This window comes from Rhodanobacter denitrificans (assembly GCF_000230695.2).
Classification (GTDB): Bacteria; Pseudomonadota; Gammaproteobacteria; order Xanthomonadales; family Rhodanobacteraceae; genus Rhodanobacter; species Rhodanobacter denitrificans.
Window position 1 is genome coordinate 1,802,205 of record NC_020541.1, and the last position, 25,472, is coordinate 1,827,676.

Consider the following 25,472-nt stretch of genomic DNA (forward strand, 5'->3'; position numbering starts at 1 on the left):
GGCGGAAAGGAACGGGCGGCGGTACACGGTTGTAGACCGGGGGTTTGGGATGGATGACCAAGGTCTGATTGCGTGGCATTTTCGAAATCCCATCCCCAATGCGTGGCCCGCCTTTATCCGCTGGCGTTCCGATGGCGTAGCTTCTAGCAATGGTTCTGCCGTTGGCTTTGTTCGACGTTCCCATGCGCAGGGCGGCCACCACGCATTCCTGAAAGCTCGCTATCCCTATCGAGATTTGTAGGGTTGACAGTGACTTCACTGCTAGATTGATACGTGTGGGCGTGCGCTTGAGAAGCTTGTGCTCAGATGCTCTGACCAAATCAACCTGCCACCGGATGAGTGACGATGTGTTATTCCGCGCAAATTTGGGCTGACTACCGAAAGTTTGAACGCTTGGGTGGCAAGCTCTCGATTGCGGAATACACCAAGCTTGCCGGCTGGACCAAGAAGAAGGGGAACTGGACGAAAGTCGTTCCCAAGGTCATGCGTCGCTCGATGCTCGAAGCTTCCTCCTTGTCACCTGAGCTCGCAGATGAAGCAGCCAGTGCAGACGCTCAGGGTATCACTTTGCTCTTGGATGAAATTGCAGCTCTGGAAAAGAGACAGGCTGAGGCCAAAGAAAAATTGGCTTCACCAAAACCTACAAAGAAGGCGGAAAACGATCTTCGGGTTTCAACCAACAAGATTGCCGCAGCCAAAAAGAAGCTGGAAGAAATCAGGAGTCCTGCACCGTCGGGTGGTATCGACCGGATTTGGCCAGGGCAGTTCGCCCCTATCCTGATTCGAGATCCGGAAACAGGTGAGCGCGTTGTCATTCCCATGCGCTACCGCTGTCGGTTGCCAGGGTGGGACGTGGCCAAGGAAACGGAAAAGCCCGGCACCTACAACGCAAGGCGGGACAAGTTAACGACGGTCTGGAAAAAGGTCTTTGGGGTTCACCACGGCATCATGGTGGTTGAGCGCTTTTATGAGAGTGTCAACCTCCATGACCTCCAACACAGAGACCTTGTGCCAGGCGAGCGCGAGCAAAGCGTAGAAATTGTTTTCACCCCGCAGACGGGCGAAGACTTGTTTGTTGCTTGCCTTTGGACCTACACGGAAGGCAGTGGGGATGAACCCGGATTCTTCTCGTTTGCTGCCATCACCGATGAGCCACCCCCGGAAGTGTCTGATGCAGGCCATGACCGTTGCATCGTGACGGTTGCCGAGGAAAACATTGATGCCTGGCTCAACCCAACGGCAAGTACACCCGTGGTGCTCAACGCGTTGCTCGATGCGGCAGACCGGCCTTACTTTGAGCATGAGCTAGCGGGCGCGATGAAGGCGACCGAGTGATTCAGCGTCAGAACCCACAATTTTCAAAAATCGCTTTCTGCCAAGTCGTACGTGTGCATGTTGCCGTTGGCTATTTTGTACAGCGTCAGATCAATTTGGCTGTATTGAACGCCACCAGACATTGGCGTCTGTTCAACAGTGAAGCGTTCAGTGCGGGCAAGTTGTCCTGTATCGAGGTCACGGTAGCGAACGTCGTAGCTGCCCGAACTCACCCGGTTGATAGTGAACTTCTGATTCGCTGGTACAAACAATTCGCGAACTGGGTAGGCCTTCGTGCCTTCGAGTGCAACGAGTTTTACAAACACATCAGACCCGTTGCCTGAGTTGTCGATCGTGACTTCAGACATGCCTTTGGTGTGCAGTTGCTTGAACTCTTTTAGGTAACTGGCAGTCACGGGCCATGGCCGACCGCGAGGCGTGAGAGTCGGACGCAAGTACACGGGTCTTTGCACGGCAGCGATCGGTGGCAAAGGTGCGCGTTCTGCTGCAGGGGCAACGGGAGGTAGAGAACCGGTGGCTTGAGGTTGCGCTTGTGAGTAGACCTCAGGTATCGGGGTAGCCGGTAGGTCGGGCGCATCGTTTTTACTTGATGAAAAGTAAATGACACCGACGAAAATTGCCGCAATCAGCCCATAGCTGACCAACTTCATGCCGGCGTGACCGAGCTCCATGCTTGCGACATGAGCTCGAATGCGAGTTGCCCAGGTGGAGACAAACGAAGGCTTTGGTTTAGCGTCGAACTGGTTGAAGTCACTCCAGTTCGCATCCTTCGTTTTTGCTTCTTCTCGCGCAATCCACTCATCGTGTTGCCGGCGACGCACCGGGTCTGACAACACGGCGTAGGCGTCACTGATAATTTTCGTAACGCGTGCGGTGTCTGAGCCTTGCGGATGCCGGTCAGGATGAAACTTCAGCAACAGTGACTCGTAAGCAGCTCGAATGACCTCAGGCGGCGCATCGCGGGATACCTTCAGATTGTCGTAGTGAGTTTTAAAACCCATGGTCCCCTCGCTATTGGTCCTCAAGACCCATGCAATATTCGAGCCCGCTTGAGCGCAGACGAACTGATGGCTTTCGGGGATCTCCGCGAAGGTGTCTGGCACAGGTGGCAAGATACATCGCAACCACCCCTACCTGGTCGCTTCCTGTGGCTTTCATCGCCGCGCGAAGAGCATCAGGCGTGCAACTGAAGTGCCCACACCAGTGCAAAAAGCAGATTTCGTCTCTAACGTCGATAATTTGGTCTTTCATCACTCTCTCCTTGAGTTTTAATGGATGGCTAGACGCCTAAAGCAAATGCCAACTGCCTACCAAGCCATGCGGCGTACATAAATACGGGGATGAATCCGAACAGTGCGGCAACGGGCATCAAAAGCAGCTGCCCCCATCCTTCCTGTTTTCGATCCACCAGGACGACGAGGAATGCACTAACGATGGTGCCAAGCCAAGCGCAAAGACCACCAACGACTAAGAGGCCTGTCACGAACCAGAAGCCTGGTTTGACCTGAATGTGTTGATGGTTTGGAAACTGCGAGCCGAGAATCCAGACGAGGAAGATGAGCGTGATGCTTCCAAGCAAAAGCGTCAGGGCCGCTTGAATTCGCCCAATGATAGGAATGAAGCCCAAGACGAATGCCGCGACCAGCAATGCCAAAGACATCTTGGCGAAGGGCCAAGGATTTGCAACCATGAACTGCCAAGGGAAAGCCCAAGCAGCTTGGCTCGATCGGCCAAAAAGAATGGGCGAGAGAGTCCACAGGAAGACAATGGTTGCCGCGCACTGCAGCAACGGACTCAACAACATCGTCAGGCAACCTGCCAACGGTTTGGGTCCTTCGTCGTTGCCAGCCCCGGAGGCGACTCCAATGATGACGGTCGGGATGAGGTAAATCCCAAGATACTCAACGGCAGCGAGCCACGTCTGCCAATGTCCAAGCACGGTCAGTCCAGCCCACACAGATTCCCAGAACATCCTTGGCTCCCCCGGCCGGTTCAGACCTTCAGCTTAACGCGGTTGGCGCAAGTCATGTCCTCTCCATTGGAAACGGCCGGTGTAGGTGCATGGCGTTCATCTTGTCAGAATCTCCGCTGGAATCAGGGACTCACAATCTGAGACCAGGTGCGTGTTAATTTGAATTCCTGTCCCGGTAATTCAAAGCGGTCTGAAGATGAACACCAAACGAGGTGGGGCAAGGCCTGGCGCGGGTAGACCCCCCGTCGAAAGCCCCAATCCAAGCCAGAGAATCAGAGTCCCCCTGAGCCACCTGCCGGTGGTCACCTCTTTGCTCGAACGGCTCAAGAAGCCTGAAGAATACGACTGGGTTGAACCCATGGGTCAAGCGTATGGGGACGGCCTTCCCTTGTCTATGTTCCCTGAGATCCAATGTGGTTTTCCAAGTCCCGCAAGTGACTATGAGGAGACGCTCAGTCTTGAAGATGTCGTGATCGATTCACGGCACAAAGAAGCCACGTATCTGGTCAAAGCCAAAGGCCACAGCATGGTTGGAGCGGGCATCTTCGATGGGGACACCCTGGTTGTCGATCGCGCTCAGACACCACGCAAAAACGGAGGCTCCATCGTCGTTGCTGTGGTCCAAGGCAAAGCCACCTGCAAACGCCTGATGTTCAAGCCGGATGGCACGCCTTACCTCGCTTCAGAAAACCCACATTTTGAAAACCGAGTGGTGGCAGAAGGCGATGAGTTCGAGCTCTGGGGTGTGGTGCGCTACTGCCTGCATGCGTTGCTATGAAAGAACGCTTTGCCTTGGTCGATGTGAACAACTTTTTTTGTTCTGCAGAGGCTGCTTTTGCACCAGAACTCAAAGGCGTTCCCTTGGTCGTTTTATCAAACAACGATGGGTGCGTGGTCAGTCGCTCAGCCGAAGTGAAGGCCCTTCAGACAGTGAAGATGGGCACACCCTGGCACCAGATGCAGGACTTGGCCAAGCAACACGGGATCATCGCCAAAAGCTCTAATTACGAGCTCTATGGAGACATGAGCAGAAGAACGATGACTGTCATCGGCACCTTCGTTGAGCCTTCAGATCAAGAGGTGTATTCGATTGATGAGAGCTTCCTCAGACTGACGAAGTACCCACATCTCGATGGCCAAACGCTTGGGCGAGAAATCCGTGCAAAGGTTTTTTTGTGGACAGGGATGATGGTGTGTTGTGGCATTGGCTTTAGTCGCACGCAAGCCAAGCTTGCCAATCACCTGGCTAAAAAACGCCCGCAGTACGAAGGCGTTTGTGACCTCACCAAGCTGTCGCGGGCTGAGTTCGATGACATCTGCAAAACTGTGTCTGTCAATGATGTGTGGGGCATTGGTGGACGGCTCACAGGGCACCTGACAGCCATGGGTATCACCACCGTCCATGAGCTTCGATGTGCTGACATCAAGCGACTTCGGGAGCGGTTCGGGGTTGTCTTGGAGCGCACGATAACGGAGCTCAACGGCACGCCTGTGAGTGGGCTTGATGTGGTGGAACCCAAACAGCAGATCATCTCAAGCCGAAGTTTTGGTTCACCATGCTATGACTACAACGGCTTGCACTCGATGGTATCGACCTTCATTGCCCGTGCCACCGCAAAGCTCAGGAAGCAGGGCAGCTATGCAGGCCGGGTCTGTGTGTGGCTGGAGACGAATCGCTTTCGCGAACAGGATGTCCAATACCACCCGGCAGCTGGCATCCGGCTTCCGAACCCCACCAACGACATTGCCGCGCTCACGAACGCAGCAAGCATCGTTTTAGGACGCCTGTACAAACCGGGTTTTCGGTATGCCAAAGCTGGTGTGATGCTCGAAGAGCTCAGTGACAGTGCTCACGTCCAAGGCTCTCTCTTTGGTGGCTCTGAGCCATCCCCTGAGCGGCAGAAATTGCTCACCACGCTTGACCGCATCCACCACCGTTTTGGGAAAAACCACATTGGCGTTGGATATGCCGGCGTCAAACGGGTCCCCCACGAGATGCAGCGGGCATTGATGTCGCCACGCTACACGACAAGATGGGATGAGCTCATGGAAGTGCAAGCGTAGGATGAGGGCGCATGCCAGAGCCATTGTTTAGCATCAAACACGAAGACGGACGTGACATGTCTGACGAGCTCAACGCGTTCGCCAGAACCATTGGCCTGGAGCGTATTGCGCCCGGTAGATACAGCATCCTGTTGGTGCTTTCTCTTTTCGGCGGGATGGCATCGGGAAGAATGAATCCAGCGGTTGTTGTGCAGGAGATTGAGGCACTCGAAGGACTTCGCACGAGTCGTTTCAAGAAGCCAATCCAGAACAAACATCCGCCACTCCAAGGCCTCTGGCACAAGCATTTTTACGACGCAGGGCTGAAGTCTCTGGCGATGAACTTCAAAAAGGGGCTGGACAAGTTCAAAATTCCTCTCTTTTTACAACGCATGAAAGAAGCAAGAGAAGCTGGGGTGGAGCGCTACGTAACCTTGGAAGATGTCGATGCTCTGGCTACAGACATGGTGCAGGGAAATCTAGCCCGCCTGGCAGAGCGCCAAGCGATGAGCGGCGAATGGTTGATGTTCGCGGAGCATGAGGGAAGGCGGTATTACCTGTGCCTTGCGACTCATGACTCATCACAACACGATGGGATTCGAACGCAGATTGACGAGATATGTTGCAAGGAATTTCCCTTCCTCAAAACAATCCTAAACGACCTGGAAACACGCCCATGAATGAGAAGGAATTTATTGCTTGGGCGGACGCGAAGCGTAAGCCGCTTGAGATGGCGATAGCCAAATCTCTCAGCATCACCGTCGCCAAGCACTCTAAACGCGTCACCAAGTTCGTTGGTTGGTGGCTGACTGCCATAGGCGCTGCTGCTGGTGTGCTTGCGGCCAACGCAAGCCAAGCACCTGTGATTCTCGGCGCACGGGGCTTCAAGGTTGATTTCTCCATCCTCGTTTTGGCCGGCATCATGGGCCTGTGGTCGCAGTACCGAGGGACCCAGGCTCAAAAGGCTCTTGCCATCACCACTTCGATTGCCAAGAATCTACCGCCGATCCTTGACGACTACCGGAAGGTGGAAAAAGAGTTGGCGGAAGCAGATGGTTGTCCGGAAGGGTACGACACAAGTTTCGACATCATGCGAGCCATGAAGCTTGGCCTGTCCATGCAACCTTGGCCAGCTAAGATGATGGCGGCATACGGACAGAGAAAAGCAACGCGTTCCCCACATCCTGAGTTGCTTCCCTATTCCGAGGCTGCAAGGCTCACCTTCTGGCAACAATTTTCAGCACAAGGCATGGTTCTAATGACCTTGCTCTTTGCAATTGTGTCGGGCTATCTAGTTGTCTTTGGCGGTTGCTAGTGGCAGACCACCTCAGCTGCCCTTGACCATCTCTGGCAAGCAGGGCAGGTGGGCCAGCTGCACTTGGATCACTCTTCTTGTGAGACCCACATCACCAGAGCCAACGCCCGAAAGCATTGCCATCATGCCGGCGAGGCCGTTGGCGTGCCGTAGCATTAAGATTCTCTGGCTCTCTGGCATGGCGCGCTCACCAAGAGCCGCATAGTGTCCACCATGCACATAGGAGTTGAGAGGCTTGAGCGACGAGTCGTTGAATTCTTGGAGCTGTCGGCAGACCTGTGCCGGAGCCTTTCCAGCCATGGCTTTGATCATCTCGGCGATGGTCTTGGCGGAGGGCTCTTTCAAGACTCCATCCTCAGCTTGGATGGTGGTAAAGCGCTGCACCTTTTCATCTGATGCAGCAAAGTGAAACCAAAAAGCTCTGACCGTTGCTTCGTACTGACAACGCAAGAGCACGAATGCTGATACTAGGTGGCCGTCAGCAAAAAGCGCCCGGATGGCCCTCCAGTGATCGAGAGACAGAGCCATGTAGATGCCGGTCACGGTTGCGCGTGGAGTTCCGTCACTCCGGTTGTCGGCAAGGACAGCTTCCATGTCTTGCTCAAAGCGTTCGGTGAGGAGGAGGGTTTCGGCTAAAGTGTTCGGCATGGTTCGGATGTTAGACGACATCGGCCAAGGAAACGAACAGGGGAAAGTCAGTGGTACTCACGCAGATACAGCGATTACTCATGGATGACGTCGAATGAACTCCAACCTGGTGCTGACGTGCCTGACTTGCGATGGTGATACGGACTGTCGAATCGGGTTTTCAAACCGAAGAATCCAACAGCTGCAATTTTCTTGTCCACACTGTACGACTCCCATTGAGCTGACTCTCGATATCACGAACGCGCCTGGTTACGAGCTCACATTCAAGAACTGTGAGCCACGTGAGGGTCACCAGTACGGTTTGTTCGACGGGCGAAACCCATTCGTTGACCTACACCTCGACTTTCCCGTGGCCTTTGGACAGTACGTGATGGGCCTGACTCCGTTCATGGCAGCAATGGGGCGCATAGAGGCAGGGCAAGGCGATGCAATGCAGGCGCACGCGGCACTCCATTTGTTCAATGAAAAACTTGACCGCCTGAACGAATTTTCGGACAAATCCGATGAAGTGAAGACCGCAATTCGACTGTATTTTGGAAAGAACAAGCAGCTTTTCAAAAAGCGAGTGGAGCAGCTTCTTGATAGAAACCTTGGACCGTCACTCTTGCCGCAGGATGTAAATGCAGCGCTCTACACGCTTGTCAGTCATTGCTTCAAGCCTCTTATCCATCACGAGTCCGTTCGTGATTTTGTAGAGGCGACTACTGACATGATCAGGGGACTAGCTCAGAACATGCCGGAGGCTTTCGAAGCATTCATGGCGAACATCATTGACACCGGATTCTTGCTAAACATTCAGCGAGACAGTTTGGAAGTCTATCCAGAAATTTACACAGCCGAGATTGCTCTGCGTCCCGCAATATTTCTGGACTTCGTCAACGAATCTGAGGAGCAGATGATTGCAGGCCGGGTCTCAACCAGCGATTTCCCGGTCTATAAGGATTTGTACAAGGACCTCTGTGAGATTCTTGGTCGTCAACTGATCTTGGTGGCTGGTATCAACAATTTGATCAATCGCGGAGACTACAACACGTTTGCTGCGACAAAAGACGGTCCAGGGCTTAGCTCACTGGACAAGTTTGCAGAGAAGACCCTCACCGAGAAGTTCAAATACCTCGATGATTGTTGGTTCAACTTTGGTCGTGACGCTGTCAATGCCGGCATCCGCAACGCGATAGCCCATCACATCACGGAGTACGACGAAGGAAGTCAGCTGATTAGGTACTTCCCTGACAAAGACGGCATCCGCCAAGACAAGGCCCAGACCATGACGTTCCTTGCGTTCGTCCGCTTGATCTTGCAAGTGTTTCGCGAAATCCACTATTTGCATCACGTCATCAAATGCTTCTTGAACTACGAGATGTTGATCCGGAGCAAGCGGGCGAATCAGTAAGCGACTGTAGACAGGGGAAGGACCGTGGCACTTACTCAGATGCAGCAAATCCAGAGCCTCGGGGAAGCCCTTGCCTGGCTGGAGCGGGAGATTTCTTGGGGTGTGCCTGTCACTGAGCTCCGGCACCTGTGTGGCCGCATTGGTGAGCTCTACGCTTGCACCATCACCAACGGTCAAATGGCGCTCCAAGTCAACCAACACGGCTATGACGTGGTCAGTGCAGATGGTGAGCGAATCAGTGTCAAAACCACCGGCACGACCAGAGGGGGCTTGGTCAACTTCAATACCAATACCCTGAGCTTGGTAGACCGCGTGATCATTCTTCGCGTCAACACGGATGAAATGCAGGTGGAAATCTTGCTCAATGCGAAGATCGATGAAGCAAGAGCACTGATGAGGGAAGGCACAGGAAAAGTGCTGTCCATCAACCTCGCAAAGCTGGAAAGGCCTAAAAGCCAGAGCACCGATGAGAAGGTGGTTAGAAGCGCAGCTTACGAAGGCTTCGTTGTGACAGAGCTCGAAAGCGGGACGATTGATGTCCGAGAGTTGGGCACACCAAAAGTGCCGGCCAAACCGTCCCTTCGAACCCTTGCGGGCAAGTTAGGACTTAGCCTATTGAACGGCCGTGGCAATCCCTACAACACGCGGCAGTTGGGCAGCATGGTGATCGAGGCAGTGAAAGCGCTTGATGGACGTTCAACAATCTAGGAGGACAGGATGGAATATTTACCGGAAGCGCCCACGACGGTAACACCCGATGGTTGGACGAAGTTCGTATTCAAGTTCGGATGGAAGCGTTGGGCATTGGTTTTTCTCCTCTTCATCGCAATCCTATACGCGTTAGTGCTTCTTGGAGATCAAATCAAGAATGAAGGAGGGCAACTGCACAGCTTTTGGCTCTGGGTTCTTCTGATTGCTTTGGGCGGCGTGGTCGGACTGCCATTGCATGAGGCTCTTCATGCTGTGTGCCTACCGAATTTTGGGTGTGGTCCACAGACAATCTGGGGATGGTCTAACGTCGTTGGGCCAATAAAGAATCCCTGGGTTGGGTACCTTGGTCCACTCTCAATCCAGCGATTTGTTGTCCATCGTCTAGTACCCTTTTTCATCTTGGGACTTGGTGGCCTCATACTTTCATTCTGTGTTCCTGAGCTTTGGAAAATGTTTATATTTGGCTTGACCGCAGGGAACTTAATTGGTTCTTTTTATGACATCGAGACAGCAATTCAAGCGTTACGTCTCGGAGCTAAGCAAGTGCAAGACGGAAAAGACGGATTCGACTGGACACCGGAAAAGGCGCTTCCCTAAAAGAGAAAGGCCACCGGTCCGATCCGATCAGGCGAAGATCACTCAGATCCGCGGCGGCGACTTCACTGCGGCGCCGGCCACCGCTGGCGAACGCAAAGTAGAGCAGGGCACGATCGCGCAACCCTTCCAACGTGTCATCGCACGTATCGATGAGCGCCTCCAATCCGATGCGCACGATCGCGGTCTTCCGGCGGCGTTACTGGCGGCACAGCACGCATTGAAAGCCAGTACGCAACGGGAAGTGGCGCTACAAGCAAAGTTAGATAGCATTCCTGCGGACGCGAAGATCAAGCCGACGATCAGGAAGAGAAAACCGCGTGGTGCGTCCAGCTGAAGTCGCGCACACCATAGCTTATTGAATTAACTAAATATTTTACTAAAATTACTTGTAACTAATTGATTTTATTGGATTCTAAAAACGGCACTTTTTGCACGGAAGGTACGTGGCCCCCAAGCTACGGTTCTGCCTAAGACTTGGCTGTTTTCCTGTCCAAGTCAGCCTCACATGTCGCGCATGAACGCGGCGGGGCGGCTGGAAGACATGCGCCTGGGCGTGGAATGCCTGCTCACCGACGACGTGGCGCAGGCGCGCCGCCATGCCGAGCAGCTCGACGCGATCAACCGCGAGCGGCGTGAGCTGCAGGCCTCGATGGTGGCCGAGGCCGAGGTGATGGTGGCTGGCCTGGGTCATGTCGACGCCGTCGGCGTGGCGCTGTTCGAGCCGTCGTGGCATGCCGGCGTGGTTGGGCTGGTCGCCTCCAAGCTGAAGGAGCGCTTGCACCGCCCGGTAATCGCCTTCGCGCCAGCCGGTGAGGACGACACCGAAAACCTGCGTGGCTCGGCGCGCTCGATCCCTGGTTTCCACATCCGCGACGCGCTGGCCGCGATCGACGCGCGCCAGCCCGGCTTGATCGAACGCTTCGGCGGCCACGCGATGGCCGCGGGGCTGAGCCTCAGGAGCGCCGACTACCCGCGCTTCGCCGCCGCCTTCGATGCGATCGCGCGCGAGCTGATCGAGCCCGAGCGCCTGCAGGCGGTGCTCTACACCGACGGCGAGCTGCCGCCCGGCGCCGCCACGCTGGGGCTGGCCCGACAGCTGCGCGCCGCGGGGCCGTGGGGCCAGGCCTTCCCCGAACCGCTGTTCGACAACCTGTTCGATTGCGCCGGCTGGAAGCTGATGGGCGAGAGTCACCTGCGCCTGCAATTGCGCGACCCGCGCGACGGCGCCCTGCATGATGCGGTGATGTTCAACGCGTATCACGGCCAGCCGCCGCCATCGCGGCTGCGCGCGGTCTACGAGCTGACCATCAACGACTGGCAGGGGCGCGAGACGCCACGACTGCTGCTGCGGCACATCGAACCGGCCTGATGCCGCTTGCGCGTTTTTCACGCGGCCCGTTCCAGACTGGCGTTCGCCCCGCTCATGGAGAACGCCCGTGATCGCACTGATCGAAGGACTGCCGCCCGGTACGCTGGGTTTTCGCGCCCATGGCCAGGTGACGGCGGAAGATTACGAGAACATCGTCGTGCCGGACGTCGAGGCGGCGTTCGCGCTCAATCGCAAGCTGCGCCTGCTGTATGTCACCGCCGATGACTTCACCGGCTTCGACCCGGGCGCGATGTGGGATGACGCCAAGCTGAGCCTGCGCCATTTCAGCGGCTGGGACCGCGTCGCACTGGTCACCGACGTGGTCTGGCTGCGCGGTACCGCGATGGCGTTCAGCTTTGCCATCCCGGCGCAATTCCGCCTGTTCCACGGTGCGGACATCGAGGAAGCCACCCGCTGGATCACGGCTCCCTGATCTCGCCCTGTGGTAGGAGCCCGCCCGCGGGCGATGCTCTGGCTTTTTGCGAATCCCGAATCCCGAATCTTGAGCCCAAGCCCAAAAGCATCGCCCGCGGGCGGGCTCCTACGGCGACTTGACCGTACCCGCGCTTGCCAAGCGCCGGCGAATCTGCTCAAGTTGGCCCATGCACCCCGCCGCCGCCAGCCGTCTGAACCTCACCGCGCCTTCCGCGCGGGGCTTAGTGCTGGCCGGCAACAACAATAATCGCGCGAACAATAACGCCAACCATTGGCGGGCCCGCGCGTAGCTGCAAGTCTCCACGAAACAAACGCGACGAAGGCCCGCTTGATGCGGGCCTTCGTCGTTTCCGGTGCTTGATTTGTGCGCGGCTCCATCCGCGCAAGAGCAAAACCCGGCCATCCATGGCCGACTTTCAAGAAGAGCGGTACCCACCACCAGTAACCGAGGAACCCCCACCATGTGCTCGATTTTCGGAATGTTCGACCTGCAGCCGGGCGACGACCTGGCGGCGCTGCGCCGGCAGGCGCTGGAACTGTCGCAGCGCCAGCGCCATCGCGGGCCGGACTGGAGCGGGGTGTTCGTCGACGCCGGGGTGATCCTGGTGCACGAACGGCTGGCCATCGTCGACCCGGCCAGCGGCGCGCAGCCGCTGCGTTCGCGCGACGGCGCGCTGGCGCTGGCGGTGAACGGCGAGATCTACAACCACCGCGAACTGCGCACAGCCAGCGACTACGACTTCACCACCGGCTCGGACTGCGAGGTGATCAACGCGCTGTATCGCGAGCAGGGCAGCGACTTCGTGGGCAAGCTCAACGGCATCTTCGCCTTCGCGCTGTGGGACGGCGAGGCGCAGCGCTACCTGGTCGCACGCGATCCGATCGGCGTCTGCCCGTTGTACTGGGGTCACGACGCGCAAGGCCGCCTGTGCGTGGCGTCGGAGATGAAGGCGCTGGTCGGCGTATGCGCCGACGTGGCGCCGTTCCCGCCCGGCCACGTCTACGACAGCGCCAGCGGCGGGCTGCGCGGCTACTACGCCAGGCCATGGCGCGACTATGCCGCCACGCGTGGCCATGACGTGTCTGCTCCGGCCTTGCGCAAGGCGTTCGAGCAGGCCGTACATCGCCAGCTGATGACCGACGTGCCGTATGGGATACTGCTTTCCGGCGGCTTGGACTCGTCGCTGGTCGCCGCCTGCGCCGCGCAGTTCGCGCGCGAGCGGGTTGAGGACGACGACCGCAGCGAGGCCTGGTGGCCGCGCCTGCATTCGTTCGCGATCGGACTGGACGGCTCGCCCGACCTGGCCGCGGCGCAGGTCGCCGCCGACGCGCTGGGCACCGTGCACCACGGCTTCGTCTACACGTTCTGGGAGGGTCTGGATGCCTTGCCCGAAGTGATCCGCCACATCGAGACCTACGACGTCACCACCATCCGCGCCGCCACGCCGATGTACCTGCTGGCGCGGCGGATCAAGGCGATGGGCGTGAAGATGGTGCTGTCCGGCGAGGGCTCGGACGAGATCTTCGGCGGCTACCTGTACTTCCACAAGGCGCCATCGGCCGAGGCTTTCCACGAGGAGACCGTGCGCAAGCTCGACGCGCTGCACAGCTACGACTGCCTGCGCGCGAACAAGGCGATGATGGCGTGGGGCGTGGAGGCCCGCGTGCCGTTCCTCGACCTGGAGTTCATCGACGTGGCAATGGGCTTGGACGCCGCGCACAAGATGGCCGGGCAGGGCCGCATCGAGAAGGCGGTGCTGCGCGAGGCGTTCGACGGCGCGCTGCCTGATGCGATCCTGTGGCGGCAAAAGGAGCAGTTCAGCGACGGCGTGGGCTACGGCTGGATCGACGGGCTGAAGGCGCACGCGGAGCAGGCGGTCAGCGATCGCGAGTTCGCCGCGGCGGCGGCGCGCTACCCGTTCAACACGCCGGCGACCAAGGAGGCGTACTTCTACCGGCGCATCTTCGAGCAGCACTTCCCCGGCGAGGCCTGCGCCGCGACCGTGCCCGGCGGCAAGTCGATCGCCTGTTCCTCGCCGGCGGCGCTGGCGTGGGATCCGGCGTTCGCGAATGCAGCCGATCCGTCGGGGCGGGCGGTCAAGGGCGTGCATCAGCAGGCGCTGGCCTGAACCACGACACCATGATCAGTCGTGTCGCTGCTGGCGCGGCGGTGCGTCCGCACGGGGGCGTCTGTTATCCTAGAGCGCTTGCATCCAACCCTGATACCGACATGATCGAGACCAATCCCATCCATGCGCAGATCGCCGACCTTCGTGGCCGGGTCGAGTCGCTTAGGGGGTATCTTTGACTACGCTGCGAAAAGCGAGCGTCTGGAAGAAGTAACCCGTGAACTGGAAAGCCCCACCGTGTGGGACGACCCGGCACGCGCGCAGGAACTGGGCCGCGAGCGTGCCCGCCTGCACACCATCGTCCACGGCATCGACACGCTGACTGCCGGGCTGAATGACGCCGGCGACCTGCTGGAGATGGCGATCGCCGACGGCGACGACGACACTGCGCGATCGGTGACCGACGACCTGGCCAAGCTCGAGGCACAGGTCGGCAAGCTGGAGTTCCAGCGCATGTTCTCCGGCAAGATGGACGCGATGAACGCGTTCGTCGACATCCAGGCCGGCGCCGGCGGCACCGAGGCGCAGGACTGGGCCGAGATGCTGCTGCGCATGTACCTGCGCTGGTGCGAATCGCGCGGCTGGAAGACCGAGTTGATGGAGGTCAGCGGCGGCGACGTGGCCGGCATCAAGTCCGCCACGTTCCGCGTGGAAGGCGATTACGCCTACGGCTGGCTGAAGACCGAGATCGGCGTGCACCGGCTGGTGCGCAAGAGCCCGTTCGATTCGGACAACCGCCGGCATACCAGCTTCACCTCGGTATTCGTCTCGCCGGAAGTCGACGACGACATCGACATCGAGATCAACCCGGCCGACCTGCGTACCGACGTCTACCGTTCGTCCGGTGCCGGCGGCCAGCACGTCAACAAGACCGAGTCGGCGGTGCGCATCACGCATATCCCGACCAACACCGTGGTGGCCTGCCAGACTGGCCGCAGCCAGCACCAGAACCGCGACACCGCGATGAAGATGCTGGCCGCCAAGCTGTACGAACTGGAGATCCAGAAGCGCAATGCGGAGAAGGATGCGCTGGAAGCGACCAAGTCCGACATCGGCTGGGGCAGCCAGATCCGCAACTACGTGCTGGACCAGAGCCGCATCAAGGACCTGCGCACCGGCATCGAGCGCTCGGACACCCAGAAGGTGCTGGACGGCGATCTCGACGAGTTCATCGAGGCCAGCCTGAAATCCGGCCTCGAAGCCGGTGCCAAGCGCGCCGATGCGTAACGCCTGATTCCTTCCGCTCCGCCCACTGACGAGGTGCCCGCATGAACAGCCAGAAGATCTGCGCGATCCTGATCACCTTTGCCGCGCTGGCGGCGTTCGGCGCCGCAGCGCAGTCGCAGCAAGGCAGTGCCGGCCAGGGCATCAAGCAGGATGCCAAGGCGGTCGGCCACGGCGTCGCCGATGGCGCCCGGGATGTCGGCCACGCCACCAAGCATGTCGCCAAGAAGATCGGGCATGGCGCGAAGGAGGCCGGCACCGGCATCGGCCACGGCGCGAAGAAGGCCGGCATCGCCGTCGGTCATGGCGCACGCGAGGGCTGGGACGCCACCAAGCACGCGGTGAAGCAGGTGTTCGGCAAGGACGGTTGAGTACCTGCGGGCACGCCGCTTTTCCCCCGACCCATCACTGGCACATCCACGAGACATTCGCTGCCCGGCGCACGCCGGCAGCCACGGAACCATCCATGAGCGAAGCGACCGATACCCAGCCCGTCGACGAGAACAAGCCGGACGTCAATCGACTCGTTGCCGAGCGTCGCGAGAAACTGAAGGCGCTGCGCGGGCAAGGCATTGCGTTCCCGAACGACTTCAAGGTCGACAGCTTCGCCGGTGATTTGCAGACCGAGTTCGCCGACAAGGACGTGCACACGGCCGAGGCGGTCGAGGCTGCCGTGCGCCGGGTGAAGATGGCCGGGCGCATCGTGCTCAAGCGCGTGCAGGGCAAGGTCAGCTTCGTGCAGCTGCAGGATTTCAGCGGGCGCATCCAGCTGTTCATCCACCAGGGCACGCTGGGCGAGGCCTACGAGGCGTTCAAGGGCTGGGACGTGGGTGACATCGTGGGCGCCGAAGGCGTGCTGATGCGCACCAAGACCGGCGAGCTTTCCGTCCGGGTCGACCGGCTGCGCCTGCTGACCAAGAGCCTGCGCCCGCTGCCGGACAAGTTCCATGGTCTGGCCGACGTGGAGCAGCGCTATCGCCAGCGTTACGTCGACCTGATCGTCACCGAGGAGGCGCGGCGCACCTTCATGCTGCGCTCGAAGATCATCGGCTTCATGCGCCAGTGGCTGGAAGCGCCGTCGCGCCGCTTCATGGAAGTGGAGACGCCGATGATGCACGTGATTCCCGGTGGTGCCACGGCCAAGCCGTTCGTCACCCATCACAACGCGCTGGATCTGGACCTGTACCTGCGCGTGGCGCCGGAGCTTTATCTCAAGCGCCTGGTCGTGGGCGGCTTCGACCGCGTCTACGAGATCAACCGCAACTTCCGCAACGAGGGCGTGTCGACCCGGCACAACCCCGAATTCACCATGCTGGAGCTGTACCAGGCCTACGCGACCTACCACGAGATCATGGACCTCACCGAGGCGGTGATCCGCGACACCGCGCAGGCCGTGCTGGGCACCACGCAGCTGGAATGGGACGGCGCCGCGATCGACGTCGGCCCGGCGTTCCGCCGCTGGCGCATGGAAGACGCCGTGCTGGAACACAACCCCGGGATCCGGCGCGAGGAACTGCGCGACCGCGAGGCGATGGCCGCGCATGCCAGGCGCCTGGGCGTGCAGGTCAAGCCCGGCTACGGCTGGGGCAAGCTGTTGCTGGAAATCTTCGAGAAGACCGTCGAACACACCCTGATCCAGCCCACCTTCATCACCGACCATCCGGTGGAGGTGTCGCCGCTGGCGCGCGAGAGCGACACCGACAAGGGCATCACCGACCGCTTCGAGCTGTTCGTCGGCGGCAAGGAGATCGCCAATGGTTTCTCCGAGTTGAACGACCCGGAGGACCAGGCCGCGCGCTTCCAGGCCCAGGTCGACGCCAAGGACGCCGGCGACGACGAGGCGATGCATTTCGATGCCGACTACATCCGCGCACTGGAAGTGGGCCTGCCGCCCACTGGCGGGCTCGGCATCGGCATCGACCGGCTGGTGATGCTGCTGACCGGCTCGTCCTCGATCCGCGACGTGCTGCTGTTTCCGTACATGCGGCCGGAGGCGTGAGTGTCGACACGCCCGCGCTGCAGGACCTGGCCGCACCCGACGGCGTTTGCTACGGCTGCGGCAGCGCCCATCCGCATGGCCTGCACATCAAGAGCCACTGGCACGAGGACGGCGTGCACGTGGTGAGCACCCATCTGCCGGGCGCCGATTTCCACGGCTGGCCGGGGCTGGTCTACGGTGGCCTGATCGCGATGCTGGTGGACTGCCATTCCAATTGGACCGCGATGGCCTACCACTACCGTGCCGAGCATCGCGCGCCGGACAGCAAGCCGCGCATCGACTGCGCCACCGGCAGCCTCGGCATCAGGTTCCTCAAACCCACGCCGATGGACGTGCCGTTGACGCTGAAGGCACGCGTCGAGGGCGAGGTCGGGCGCAAGACCCGCGTGCTGTGCGAGGTTTACGCCGGCGAGGTGATGACCGCGCTGGGCGATTCGGTCTTCGTGCGCGTCGACACGGCGCAGCTGGCTGCGGCCGCGCGGAACGCCTGAGCGGCGGCGTGGGTTAAACTTGCGGTTTCGCCGAAGCCCGGAGCCTGCATCATGTGGTTTGCCATCCTCGGAACGGACGTTGCCGACTCGCTGGAGAAGCGCAAGGGCGTGCGTCCGGCGCATATCGCGCGCTTGCAGGCGCTGCTGGACGAGGGGCGGCTGTTCGTGGCCGGCGCGTTCCCGGCGATCGAGTCCGAAGATCCGGGCCCGGCCGGCTTCAGCGGCAGCCTGATCCTGGCCGAGTTCCCGTCGCTGGCCGAGGCCCGCGCCTGGGCCGATGCCGACCCCTATGTGGCGGCTGGCGTCTATGCCGAGGTGCAGATCAAGCCGTTCCGCAAGGCCTTGCCGGTGTGAGCGAGGCGATGATCGAACAAATCCGCCAGCGCCTGACCCAGGCCCTGGCGCCGACCGAGCTGGAAATCGTCGACGAAGGCCACCTGCATGCCGGGCATGCCGGCGAGGGCAGGGGCCATTTCCACGTGCGCATCGTCAGCCCCGCGTTCGCCGGGCTGTTGCCGATCCGCCGCCATCGCCTGGTTTATGCGGCGCTGGATGGGCTGATGGATAACGGAATCCACGCACTGTCAATCGACGCAAAAAACAAATAGCTTTCAAACAATAAGTTATATTGAATCCTTCAGCTATTACTTCATGCGGAAACGCATTGCAGCGCCGTCCCGCGTTTGGCACAGTGACTTGTCGCCCGGACTGTGCGGGCACTACCGATGACCCATTGATGACCGCATGCGCCTGACCACGATCAAACTCGCCGGTTTCAAGTCCTTCGTGGACCCGACCACCCTGCACCTGCCGAGCAACATGATCGGCGTGGTCGGCCCGAACGGTTGCGGCAAATCCAACATCATCGACGCGATCCGCTGGGTGATGGGCGAGAGTGCGGCCAGCCGCCTGCGCGGCGATTCGCTGACCGACGTGATCTTCTCCGGCTCCAACACCCGCAAGCCGGTGGGGCAGGCCACGGTCGAGCTGATCTTCGACAACGCCGACGGTTCGATCCAGGGCGAATACGGCCAGTACGCCGAGATCTCGGTGAAGCGCCAGGTTACCCGCGACGGCCAGTCCGCCTATTTCCTCAACGGCGCGCGCTGCCGCCGGCGCGACATCACCGACCTGTTCCTCGGTACCGGCCTCGGCCCGCGCAGCTACTCGATCATCGAGCAGGGCATGATCAGCCAGATCATCGAGGCGCACCCGGAAGAACTGCGCACGCACCTGGAAGAGGCCGCCGGCATCTCCAAGTACAAGGAACGCCGCAAGGAAACCGAGAGCCGCATCAAGGCCACCCGCGAAAACCTCGACCGCGTGCGCGACGTGCGCGACGAGGTGGACAAGCAGCTCGAACACCTGAACCGCCAGGCCCGTGCGGCCGAACGCTGGAAGGCCTTGAAGGAAGAGCAGACGCGCAAGGAAGCCGAGTTGCGCGCGCTGGAATACCGCGGCCTGAAGAGCCAGCACGACGGCGAAGGCGAAGTGCTCTCCGCCGCCGAGATCGAGATCGAGAAGCAGCTGGCCGGCCAGCGCCAGATCGAGGCGCAACTGGAAAGCGTGCGCGAGCGCCACACCGACGCCAGCGAACACCTGAACGCGGTACAGGCCGAGGTGTACAAGGTCGGCGCCGAGATTGCCCGGGTCGAGCAGCAGGTTCGCTACAACAAGGAAACCGCCGATCGCCTGCAGCGCGCCCACGGCGATGCCGAGCGCGAGCACGCCGAGCTGGCCGCGCACATCGCCACCGACCGCGAGCAGGTCGAGGTGCTGCGCCTGGCGCTGGCCGAAGGCGAGCCGAAACTCGAGGCCCTGCAGCAGTTGCAGGACGACACCATCGAAGTTCAGCGCAGCACCGAGGCGAAGCTGGCCGACTGGCAGCAGCGCTGGGACAGCCACACCCGCAACGCCGGCGAATCCAACCGCGCGGCCGAGGTGGAACGCACCAAGCTCAATTATCTCGACCGCCAGGCGATCGACCTGTCGCGCCGGCGTGAGGCGCTGGAAGCCGAGCAGAAGGCCACTGACGTGGCCGCGCTGGACGCCGCCGGCCAACAATTGATCGACGAGCACGAGACCCAGTGCGAACGCGTGGAAACCCTGGGCAACCTGCTCGACCAGCACAAGTCTGGTCACGAGAAGGTGCTGGAGGAAGAACGCCAGGTGCAGTCGGCGCTGAACGAGGCGCGCCAGCAGCTGCAGGCGGCACGCGGCCGGCACGCCTCGCTGGAGGCGTTGCAGCACGCCGCGCTGGGCCAGGAAGAAAGCGCCGCCAGCGGCTGGCTGGCGCGGCTGGGGTTGGACCGCTCGCGTCGCCTGGGTGAATCGCTGCAGGTCGAGGCTGGCTGGGAAACGGCGGTGGAAACTGCGCTGAGCGGCTTCCTTGACAGCGTGCTGGTCGACGGCGCGCATGCGCTGGCCGCCGAATTCAAAGCGCTGGAGAACGCCGACGTTGCGCTGCTCGACGCCGCCGACGGCGGCGCCAACACCGCCGGCACACTGGCTGCCCACGTGCGCGGGCCCGCCGCTGCGCTGGCGATCCTCGGCCACGTGCTCACCGCCGAATCGCTGGGCGAGGCGCACCAGCGCGTGACCTCGCTGTCCGCGCTGGCGCCGTACCAGTCGGTGATCACCCGCGGCGGCGAATGGCTGGGCTCGGGCTGGGCACGGGTGCGGCGTGCGCAGGGCAGCCAGGTCGGTGTGCTGGCGCGCGAGCGCGAACTGCGCCTGCTCATCGAGCAGGTTGCCACGCTGGAAGCGCAATTGGAGGAATCCGGCGAACGGCTCGACACGCTGCGTACCAGCAAGTTCGAGGCCGAGCGCGCACGCGACGACGCGCAGCGCGAGCTGTACAACGCGCATCGCCGCCAGTCCGAACTGGCCGGTCAGCTGCAGAGTCATCGCGGCAAGCTGGAAACCGCGCGCGCGCGTGCCGAGAAGGTCAGCGGCGAGCTGAACGATCTGGCGGCCCAGCTCGACGAACTGCAGAATCAGACCCGCGAGGCCCGCGCGCGGCTGGACGAATCGGTTGGCCTGATGGGCGACCTGGAAGACCAGCGTCGCGAACTGGAAAACGAACGCCGCGCGCTGCTCGAAGCGCGCGAAGAGGCGCGCATGAACGCGCGCGAGGCGGCCGAGCAGTCGCATGCGCTGGCGCTGGCGCTGGAGTCGAAGCGATCCTCGCTGAGCTCGCTGGAGCAGGCGCTGGGCCGCATGGACGCCCAGTTGCGCCAGATCGAGGCGCGCCGCAACGAGATCACCGAACAGCTCGCCGCCGGCTCCGATCCGATCGCCGAACTCGAAGCCGAACGGCAGGCCTACCTGGACCAGCGCCTGCTGGTCGACAAGCAGCTGGTCGAGGCGCGTCGCGCACTGGAGGATTGCGACGTCGAATTCCGCAAGCTCGAACAGCAGCGGCATCTGGCGGAGCAGGGCCTGGCCAGCTTGCGCGAGAATCTGTCCGAGAAGCGCCTCGCCGCCCAGGCGCTGCAACTGCGCGCCGAGCAGCTGGCGGCGGCGATCACTGCGTCCGGTTTGGAACTGGAGACCCTGCTGGCCGAACTGGCCGAGGACATCGACGCCAACCAGTGGCGCCAGCAGCTCAACGACATCGGCCAGAAGATTGCGCGGCTGGAGCCGGTGAACCTCGCCGCGATCCAGGAACATGCCGAGCAGAGCGAGCGCAAGACCTACCTGGACAACCAGCTGGCCGATCTGGTCAGTGCGATGGAGACGCTGGAAGGCGCGATCAAGAAGATCGACCGCGAGACCCGCCAGCGCTTCAAGGAAACCTTCGACAAGGTCAACGCCGGCGTGCAGGAACTGTTCCCGCGCCTGTTCGGCGGCGGCCATGCCTACCTGGAACTGACCGGTGACGACCTGCTCAATACCGGCGTGTCGATCATGGCGCGGCCGCCGGGCAAGCGCGTATCCAACATCACCCTGCTGTCCGGCGGCGAGAAGGCGCTGACCGCGGTGTCGCTGGTGTTCGCGATCTTCAGCCTCAATCCGGCGCCGTTCTGCCTGCTCGACGAGGTGGACGCGCCGCTGGACGAGGCGAACGTGGGACGCTTCTCCAGCATGGTGCGCGAGATGAGCGAGAAAGTGCAGTTCATCTTCATCAGCCACAACAAGGCGACAATGGAAGCGGCCACCCAGCTGTGCGGCGTGACCATGCGCGAGCCCGGCGTGTCGCGGCTGGTGCAGGTGGACTTGGCCGAAGCGGCTAAACTGGCGGGAGCTGCCTGAAGGAGCCCATGATGACGATCGCCTTTGCCTGGAACCCTGCCGTCGGCGTCCCGATGCTGATCGTCGGGGTGATCGTGCTGGCGCTGATCTGGCTGTTCGGTCAGCCGAAGAAGGAACAGGGCAGGCGCAGGACAGTGATGGACCCGCACGCTGGCGAGCGCCGCGAACCTACCCTGGGCGAACCGGGCAGCGAGCCGGTTGCGGGTGAACCGTTCATCGGCGATGCGCGGCCGCAGCAGGGCGAACTCGAGGTGGGTCTGCGCGAGGAACTCGAACGGCTGGGCGCCACCCTGTCCGGCGAGCGCGCCAAGGCTCCGCTACCCGCCGCGGCACCGAGGGGCAGGCCCAGGCAGCAACCCAAGCTGGCCGACCATGTCGCCTCGATCATCGATGCCTTGCGCGCACCCAGTTCCGGCGAGCCGGTAGTCGCGGCGGACCTCTCGCCCGCCGCAGAGGAAGCTCCCGCGCCGGCGACGGCGTCCGTGGCCACGCCAGCCTCCGGAATACCGCCGCGCTCCGACCTTGGCCGCCGCCCACCCCAGCTGCCGGTGGAGCGCATCGTCACCTTGTTCGTGGTGGCCCGCGACGGCGGGCGTTTCCACGGGCCGGACCTCGTCGTCGCTGCCGAGAAAGCCGGCCTGGAATTCGGCGACATGGGCATCTACCACCGCCTGGTCGACGGCAAGCGCGAGCTGGGGCCGATCTTCAGTGTCGCCAACATGCTCAAGCCCGGCAATTTCGACTTGGCACGGCTGGATGCCTTGCGCACGCCCGGGGTGAGCTTCTTCATGACCCTGCCGGCACCGCTGCCTGCGCTGGACGCGTGGGATGCCATGCTGCCCACGGCGCAACGGTTGGCCGAACTGCTGGACGGCCAGGTGCTGGACGAGGAGCGCAATGCGCTCGGCCGCCAGCGCATCGCCCACATCCGCGACCAGTTGCGCGGCTGGGATCGCGACCACGAAGGCAAGGAAATCATCTTCGGGCGCTGATGCCCCGGTCAGCCGGCCTTCTGGCGGCGGGGCAGTTTCCAGCCCGGCCGGATGAAGTGGCAGGTGTAGCCGTCGGGATAGCGTTCCAGGTAGTCCTGGTGCTCCGGCTCGGCTTCCCAGAAATCGCCGGCCGGCGCCACTTCCGTCACCACCTTGTCGGGCCACAGGCCCGAGGCGTCCACGTCGGCAATGGTGTCCTCGGCGATCCGCCTCTGCTCCTCGGACGTGTAGAAGATCGCCGAGCGATAGGAACTGCCGCGGTCGTTGCCCTGCCGGTTCGGCGTGGACGGGTCGTGGATCTGGAAGAAGAATTCCAGCAGCGCGCGATAGCCGATACGCGCTGGATCGAACACGATCTCGATCGCCTCGGCGTGGCTGCCATGGTTGCGATAAGTTGCATTCGGCACGTCGCCGCCGCTGTAGCCGACCCGGGTCGAGACGACGCCGTCCTGGCGGCGGATCAGGTCCTGCATGCCCCAGAAACAGCCGCCGGCCAGGATGGCGCGTTCGGTACTCATCGCACGTCCTCTACCTGGTCCAGGTAGTCGCCATAGCCTTCGGCTGCCATGTCGTCGCGGTGGACGAAGCGCAGCGAGGCCGAGTTGATGCAGTAGCGCAAGCCGCCGCGATCGGCCGGGCCGTCGGAGAAGACGTGGCCGAGGTGGCTGTCGCCGTGCACCGAGCGCACTTCGGTGCGGATCATGCCGTGCGAGGCGTCGCGCCGTTCGTGGACGTGGGCCGGCTCGATCGGCCGGGTGAAGCTCGGCCAGCCGCAGCCCGATTCGAACTTGTCGGTCGAGGCGAACAGCGGCTCGCCCGACACGACATCGACGTAGATGCCCGGCTCCTGGTTGTGCAGGTATTCGCCGGTGCCGGGACGCTCCGTGCCGCTCTGCTGGGTGACCCGGTACTGTTCGGTGCTGAGCCGCGACAACACCTCGGGGTTCCTGGTGTAACGGGGCATGCGGAGCCTCCTGTCGTGATTCGGATACAGGTGGAAGATGGCTGTTCCTGCACGCTTATCAAGGCAGCCGGGGGAAACGCCGGAAGAAGAGGGCACGTCTGATTCTCCTGCGATCCCGGGCTTCGCGGAACAGGTGCGTGCCGCAGGTTGGCTGTCGCATGCGCATACGCGCGAGGGGCGGGCAGGGCAGCGGGCCGCCCTCTCATTCCTTGAGATGGCGACGGGTGACGCTGGAGTCCGCCTCACCTTCGAAACTGGATGCGATTGCTTCGCCAAGCCGTTGATCCATCGGGGTGCTACGGCGTGGTTTTTCTTTTACTCTCAATTTTCACCTGTTTAGGTGAAACTATGCGGACCATGACCATCCAGATCACCCAGCGCCAGTCGAACGTTCTTGCCTTCATCCGTGCGCGGATCGAGCGCGATGGACAGTCGCCCACTCTCGAGGAAATTGGCGAGGCATTGGGCATCGACAGCGTCAGCGCGGTGCTCAAGCACGTGCGTTCCCTTGAAGCGAAAGGCCGGCTGACCCTCGAACCCCATCGCGCCCGCGGTATCCGGCTGGTGCGCGAGCCCGATCCGATGGATGCGGACACGCTGGAGCTGCCGCTGATCGGTCGCATCGCGGCCGGCGAACCGCTGTTTTCGGAGGTGCGGGTTGATCGCCGCCTGCGTGTTTCGCGCGCGCTGTTCCGACTGCGCCCGGACTACCTGGTGAAAGTGGTCGGCGATTCGATGCGCGGGGAGGGCATTTTCGACGGCGACCTGGTGGCGGTGCACGCCACGCCGGTGGCCCGCCACGGCCAGGTGGTGGCCGCGCGCGTGGGCGGGGACCGTTTCACGATCAAGCGGCTGTACTGGAAAGGCGACATGGTGCGCCTGCTGCCCAACAGTCCGGGCTTTCGTCCGATCGACGTGGATCCCACCGAGGATTTCGCGATCGAAGGCCTGTTCGCCGGCTTGCTGCGGGGCAGTTGATGAACGCCGTGGTTCCCCTTTCCGCCTTGCTCGATGCGCGTCAGGTTTGGCGGGGGCACGCTGCCGGGGTTCCGGCCGGCAACCAGCCCACCGGGTGGCGCGCACTCGATGCCCTGCTGCCTGAAGGCGGCTGGCCCGATGCGTCGCTGTCGGAGATCCTGCTGCCCGTCGATGGCGTGGGCGAACTCCGCCTGGTGCTGCCCACGCTGGCGCGATTGACCCGAAGCCGGCGCAACGTGGTGATCGTATCGCCGCCATATGCGCCGTGCGTCGCCGGCTGGCGGCAGCAGGGCGTCGACATGCGCCGGGTGGACATCATCGATGCCGTCGAAAAGGACGTGCTCTGGGCCGCCGAGCAATGCCTGCGCTCGGGAAGCTGCGCCGCGGTGCTGGCGTGGCCGCGGCGGGCCGACGATCGCGCCTTGCGCCGGCTGCAGGTGGCGGCGACCAGCGGGCAGGCACTCGCCTTCGTGTTCCGCGACCGCTCCCATCTTTCCAACGCATCACCGGCCGCGCTGCGGCTGGAACTGGAAGCCTTGCCGCGGCCGCAGTTATGGGTGCGCAAATGCCGCGGCGGGGCCGTGCCCACCCGGCCCGTTTCGCTGGCGCGTCTTGCCGGTTGA

General features: G+C 61.8%; 25 protein-coding genes and 2 pseudogenes. 21 read left to right on the forward strand and 6 right to left on the reverse strand.

From position 1 onward, the window contains the following. Positions 1-345: 345 nt before the first annotated feature. Positions 346-1,335 (forward strand): SOS response-associated peptidase family protein, encoded by a 990-nt coding sequence (locus R2APBS1_RS08110; protein ID WP_015447541.1) that lies wholly within the window; start codon positions 346-348, stop codon positions 1,333-1,335. Positions 1,336-1,358: 23 nt separating this feature from the next. Here R2APBS1_RS08110 and R2APBS1_RS19555 read toward each other — a convergent pair whose 3' ends face one another. Both R2APBS1_RS19555 and R2APBS1_RS08115 read right to left on the reverse strand, forming a co-directional pair. Continuing rightward, the gene (locus R2APBS1_RS19555) at positions 1,359-2,336 is read right to left on the reverse strand and encodes a J domain-containing protein (RefSeq protein ID WP_015447542.1); all 978 of its coding nucleotides are present in this window, start codon (positions 2,334-2,336) and stop codon (positions 1,359-1,361) included. A 278-nt stretch (positions 2,337-2,614) separates the two neighbouring features. Then, positions 2,615-3,307, reverse strand: a complete 693-nt coding sequence (locus tag R2APBS1_RS08115) for a hypothetical protein (RefSeq protein ID WP_015447543.1) — start codon at positions 3,305-3,307, stop codon at positions 2,615-2,617. Positions 3,308-3,605: 298 nt separating this feature from the next. On the opposite strand from R2APBS1_RS08115, the gene R2APBS1_RS19560 reads away from it, so the two are divergent. Genes R2APBS1_RS19560 through R2APBS1_RS08130 form a run of 4 tightly spaced genes read left to right on the forward strand, consistent with a single transcriptional unit; the run spans position 3,606 to position 6,665 of the window. Further along, the gene (locus tag R2APBS1_RS19560) at positions 3,606-4,085 is read left to right on the forward strand and encodes a LexA family protein (protein WP_015447544.1); all 480 of its coding nucleotides are present in this window, start codon (positions 3,606-3,608) and stop codon (positions 4,083-4,085) included. Further along, a complete protein-coding gene (locus R2APBS1_RS08120; protein WP_015447545.1) occupies positions 4,082-5,371 on the forward strand; it encodes a Y-family DNA polymerase in 1,290 nt (429 codons plus the stop codon). Before R2APBS1_RS19560 ends, R2APBS1_RS08120 begins: the two co-directional genes overlap by 4 nt. A 56-nt stretch (positions 5,372-5,427) precedes the next feature. Continuing rightward, on the forward strand, positions 5,428-6,030 hold the full coding sequence (locus R2APBS1_RS08125) for a hypothetical protein (RefSeq protein WP_157769705.1): 603 nt from the start codon (positions 5,428-5,430) through the stop codon (positions 6,028-6,030). Then, positions 6,027-6,665 carry a hypothetical protein gene (locus R2APBS1_RS08130; protein WP_015447547.1) on the forward strand — a complete coding sequence of 213 codons (639 nt, stop codon included), beginning with the start codon at positions 6,027-6,029 and terminating at the stop codon, positions 6,663-6,665. Before R2APBS1_RS08125 ends, R2APBS1_RS08130 begins: the two co-directional genes overlap by 4 nt. A gap of 12 nt (positions 6,666-6,677) precedes the next feature. On the opposite strand, the gene R2APBS1_RS08135 is transcribed toward R2APBS1_RS08130, so the two are convergent. Continuing rightward, positions 6,678-7,313, reverse strand: a complete 636-nt coding sequence (locus R2APBS1_RS08135) for a DUF6988 family protein (protein ID WP_015447548.1) — start codon at positions 7,311-7,313, stop codon at positions 6,678-6,680. Positions 7,314-7,407: 94 nt separating this feature from the next. Here R2APBS1_RS08135 and R2APBS1_RS08140 point away from each other — a divergent pair, with 94 nt between their 5' ends. Genes R2APBS1_RS08140 through R2APBS1_RS20680 form a run of 3 tightly spaced genes read left to right on the forward strand, consistent with a single transcriptional unit; the run spans position 7,408 to position 10,014 of the window. Beyond that, the gene (locus R2APBS1_RS08140) at positions 7,408-8,706 is read left to right on the forward strand and encodes a hypothetical protein (protein ID WP_015447549.1); all 1,299 of its coding nucleotides are present in this window, start codon (positions 7,408-7,410) and stop codon (positions 8,704-8,706) included. Between the two features lie 24 nt (positions 8,707-8,730). After that, the gene (locus R2APBS1_RS08145; RefSeq protein ID WP_041676701.1) at positions 8,731-9,414 is read left to right on the forward strand and encodes a DUF6998 domain-containing protein; all 684 of its coding nucleotides are present in this window, start codon (positions 8,731-8,733) and stop codon (positions 9,412-9,414) included. A 9-nt stretch (positions 9,415-9,423) separates the two neighbouring features. Next, complete coding sequence (locus R2APBS1_RS20680; protein WP_081602805.1) at positions 9,424-10,014, forward strand: DUF3267 domain-containing protein; 591 nt, start codon at positions 9,424-9,426, stop codon at positions 10,012-10,014. Positions 10,015-10,030: 16 nt separating this feature from the next. On the opposite strand, the pseudogene R2APBS1_RS20510 reads toward R2APBS1_RS20680, so the two are convergent. Then, a pseudogene (locus R2APBS1_RS20510) lies at positions 10,031-10,204 on the reverse strand (integrase); the annotation flags it as partial. A 321-nt stretch (positions 10,205-10,525) separates the two neighbouring features. On the opposite strand from R2APBS1_RS20510, the pseudogene R2APBS1_RS08150 reads away from it, so the two are divergent. The 11 genes and pseudogenes from R2APBS1_RS08150 to zipA all read left to right on the forward strand — a co-directional run. Then, a pseudogene (locus R2APBS1_RS08150) lies at positions 10,526-11,383 on the forward strand (single-stranded-DNA-specific exonuclease RecJ); the annotation flags it as partial. A gap of 67 nt (positions 11,384-11,450) precedes the next feature. Further along, on the forward strand, positions 11,451-11,816 hold the full coding sequence (locus R2APBS1_RS08155; RefSeq protein WP_015447553.1) for a SpoIIAA family protein: 366 nt from the start codon (positions 11,451-11,453) through the stop codon (positions 11,814-11,816). 463 nt (positions 11,817-12,279) lie between these two features. Further along, entirely contained in the window at positions 12,280-13,947 is a 1,668-nt protein-coding gene (asnB, locus tag R2APBS1_RS08160; RefSeq protein WP_015447554.1) for an asparagine synthase B, read from the forward strand. Between the two features lie 101 nt (positions 13,948-14,048). Then, positions 14,049-15,174 (forward strand): peptide chain release factor 2 gene (prfB, locus tag R2APBS1_RS08165; RefSeq protein WP_099047132.1). Its coding sequence is split into 2 segments (ribosomal slippage): positions 14,049-14,123 and positions 14,125-15,174, totalling 1,125 coding nucleotides; the frame shifts between segments, so codons are not numbered across the junction. Positions 15,175-15,215: 41 nt separating this feature from the next. Then, a complete protein-coding gene (locus tag R2APBS1_RS08170) occupies positions 15,216-15,542 on the forward strand; it encodes a hypothetical protein (protein ID WP_015447556.1) in 327 nt (108 codons plus the stop codon). Positions 15,543-15,637: 95 nt separating this feature from the next. Beyond that, positions 15,638-17,170 carry a lysine--tRNA ligase gene (gene lysS, locus R2APBS1_RS08175; RefSeq protein WP_015447557.1) on the forward strand — a complete coding sequence of 511 codons (1,533 nt, stop codon included), beginning with the start codon at positions 15,638-15,640 and terminating at the stop codon, positions 17,168-17,170. Then, positions 17,167-17,661 (forward strand): PaaI family thioesterase, encoded by a 495-nt coding sequence (locus R2APBS1_RS08180; RefSeq protein WP_015447558.1) that lies wholly within the window; start codon positions 17,167-17,169, stop codon positions 17,659-17,661. Before lysS ends, R2APBS1_RS08180 begins: the two co-directional genes overlap by 4 nt. 51 nt (positions 17,662-17,712) lie before the next feature. After that, positions 17,713-18,015, forward strand: a complete 303-nt coding sequence (locus R2APBS1_RS08185) for a YciI family protein (protein ID WP_007508445.1) — start codon at positions 17,713-17,715, stop codon at positions 18,013-18,015. Between the two features lie 8 nt (positions 18,016-18,023). After that, positions 18,024-18,269, forward strand: a complete 246-nt coding sequence (locus tag R2APBS1_RS08190; protein WP_015447559.1) for a BolA family protein — start codon at positions 18,024-18,026, stop codon at positions 18,267-18,269. A gap of 136 nt (positions 18,270-18,405) precedes the next feature. Further along, complete coding sequence (smc, locus tag R2APBS1_RS08195) at positions 18,406-21,915, forward strand: chromosome segregation protein SMC (protein ID WP_015447560.1); 3,510 nt, start codon at positions 18,406-18,408, stop codon at positions 21,913-21,915. An 11-nt stretch (positions 21,916-21,926) separates the two neighbouring features. Further along, on the forward strand, positions 21,927-22,907 hold the full coding sequence (gene zipA / locus R2APBS1_RS08200; RefSeq protein WP_007508438.1) for a cell division protein ZipA: 981 nt from the start codon (positions 21,927-21,929) through the stop codon (positions 22,905-22,907). An 8-nt stretch (positions 22,908-22,915) separates the two neighbouring features. Here zipA and msrA read toward each other — a convergent pair whose 3' ends face one another. Next, a complete protein-coding gene (gene msrA / locus R2APBS1_RS08205; RefSeq protein WP_007508436.1) occupies positions 22,916-23,425 on the reverse strand; it encodes a peptide-methionine (S)-S-oxide reductase MsrA in 510 nt (169 codons plus the stop codon). Next, positions 23,422-23,871: a peptide-methionine (R)-S-oxide reductase MsrB gene (msrB, locus tag R2APBS1_RS08210; protein ID WP_015447561.1), complete on the reverse strand. Its 450-nt coding sequence runs from the start codon at positions 23,869-23,871 to the stop codon at positions 23,422-23,424. Before msrB ends, msrA begins: the two co-directional genes overlap by 4 nt. A gap of 357 nt (positions 23,872-24,228) precedes the next feature. Between msrB and lexA the strand changes: the two genes are divergently transcribed. Next, positions 24,229-24,849 (forward strand): transcriptional repressor LexA, encoded by a 621-nt coding sequence (gene lexA / locus R2APBS1_RS08215; RefSeq protein WP_007508431.1) that lies wholly within the window; start codon positions 24,229-24,231, stop codon positions 24,847-24,849. After that, complete coding sequence (imuA, locus tag R2APBS1_RS08220; RefSeq protein ID WP_015447563.1) at positions 24,849-25,472, forward strand: translesion DNA synthesis-associated protein ImuA; 624 nt, start codon at positions 24,849-24,851, stop codon at positions 25,470-25,472. The genes lexA and imuA overlap by 1 nt, the downstream gene beginning before the upstream one ends.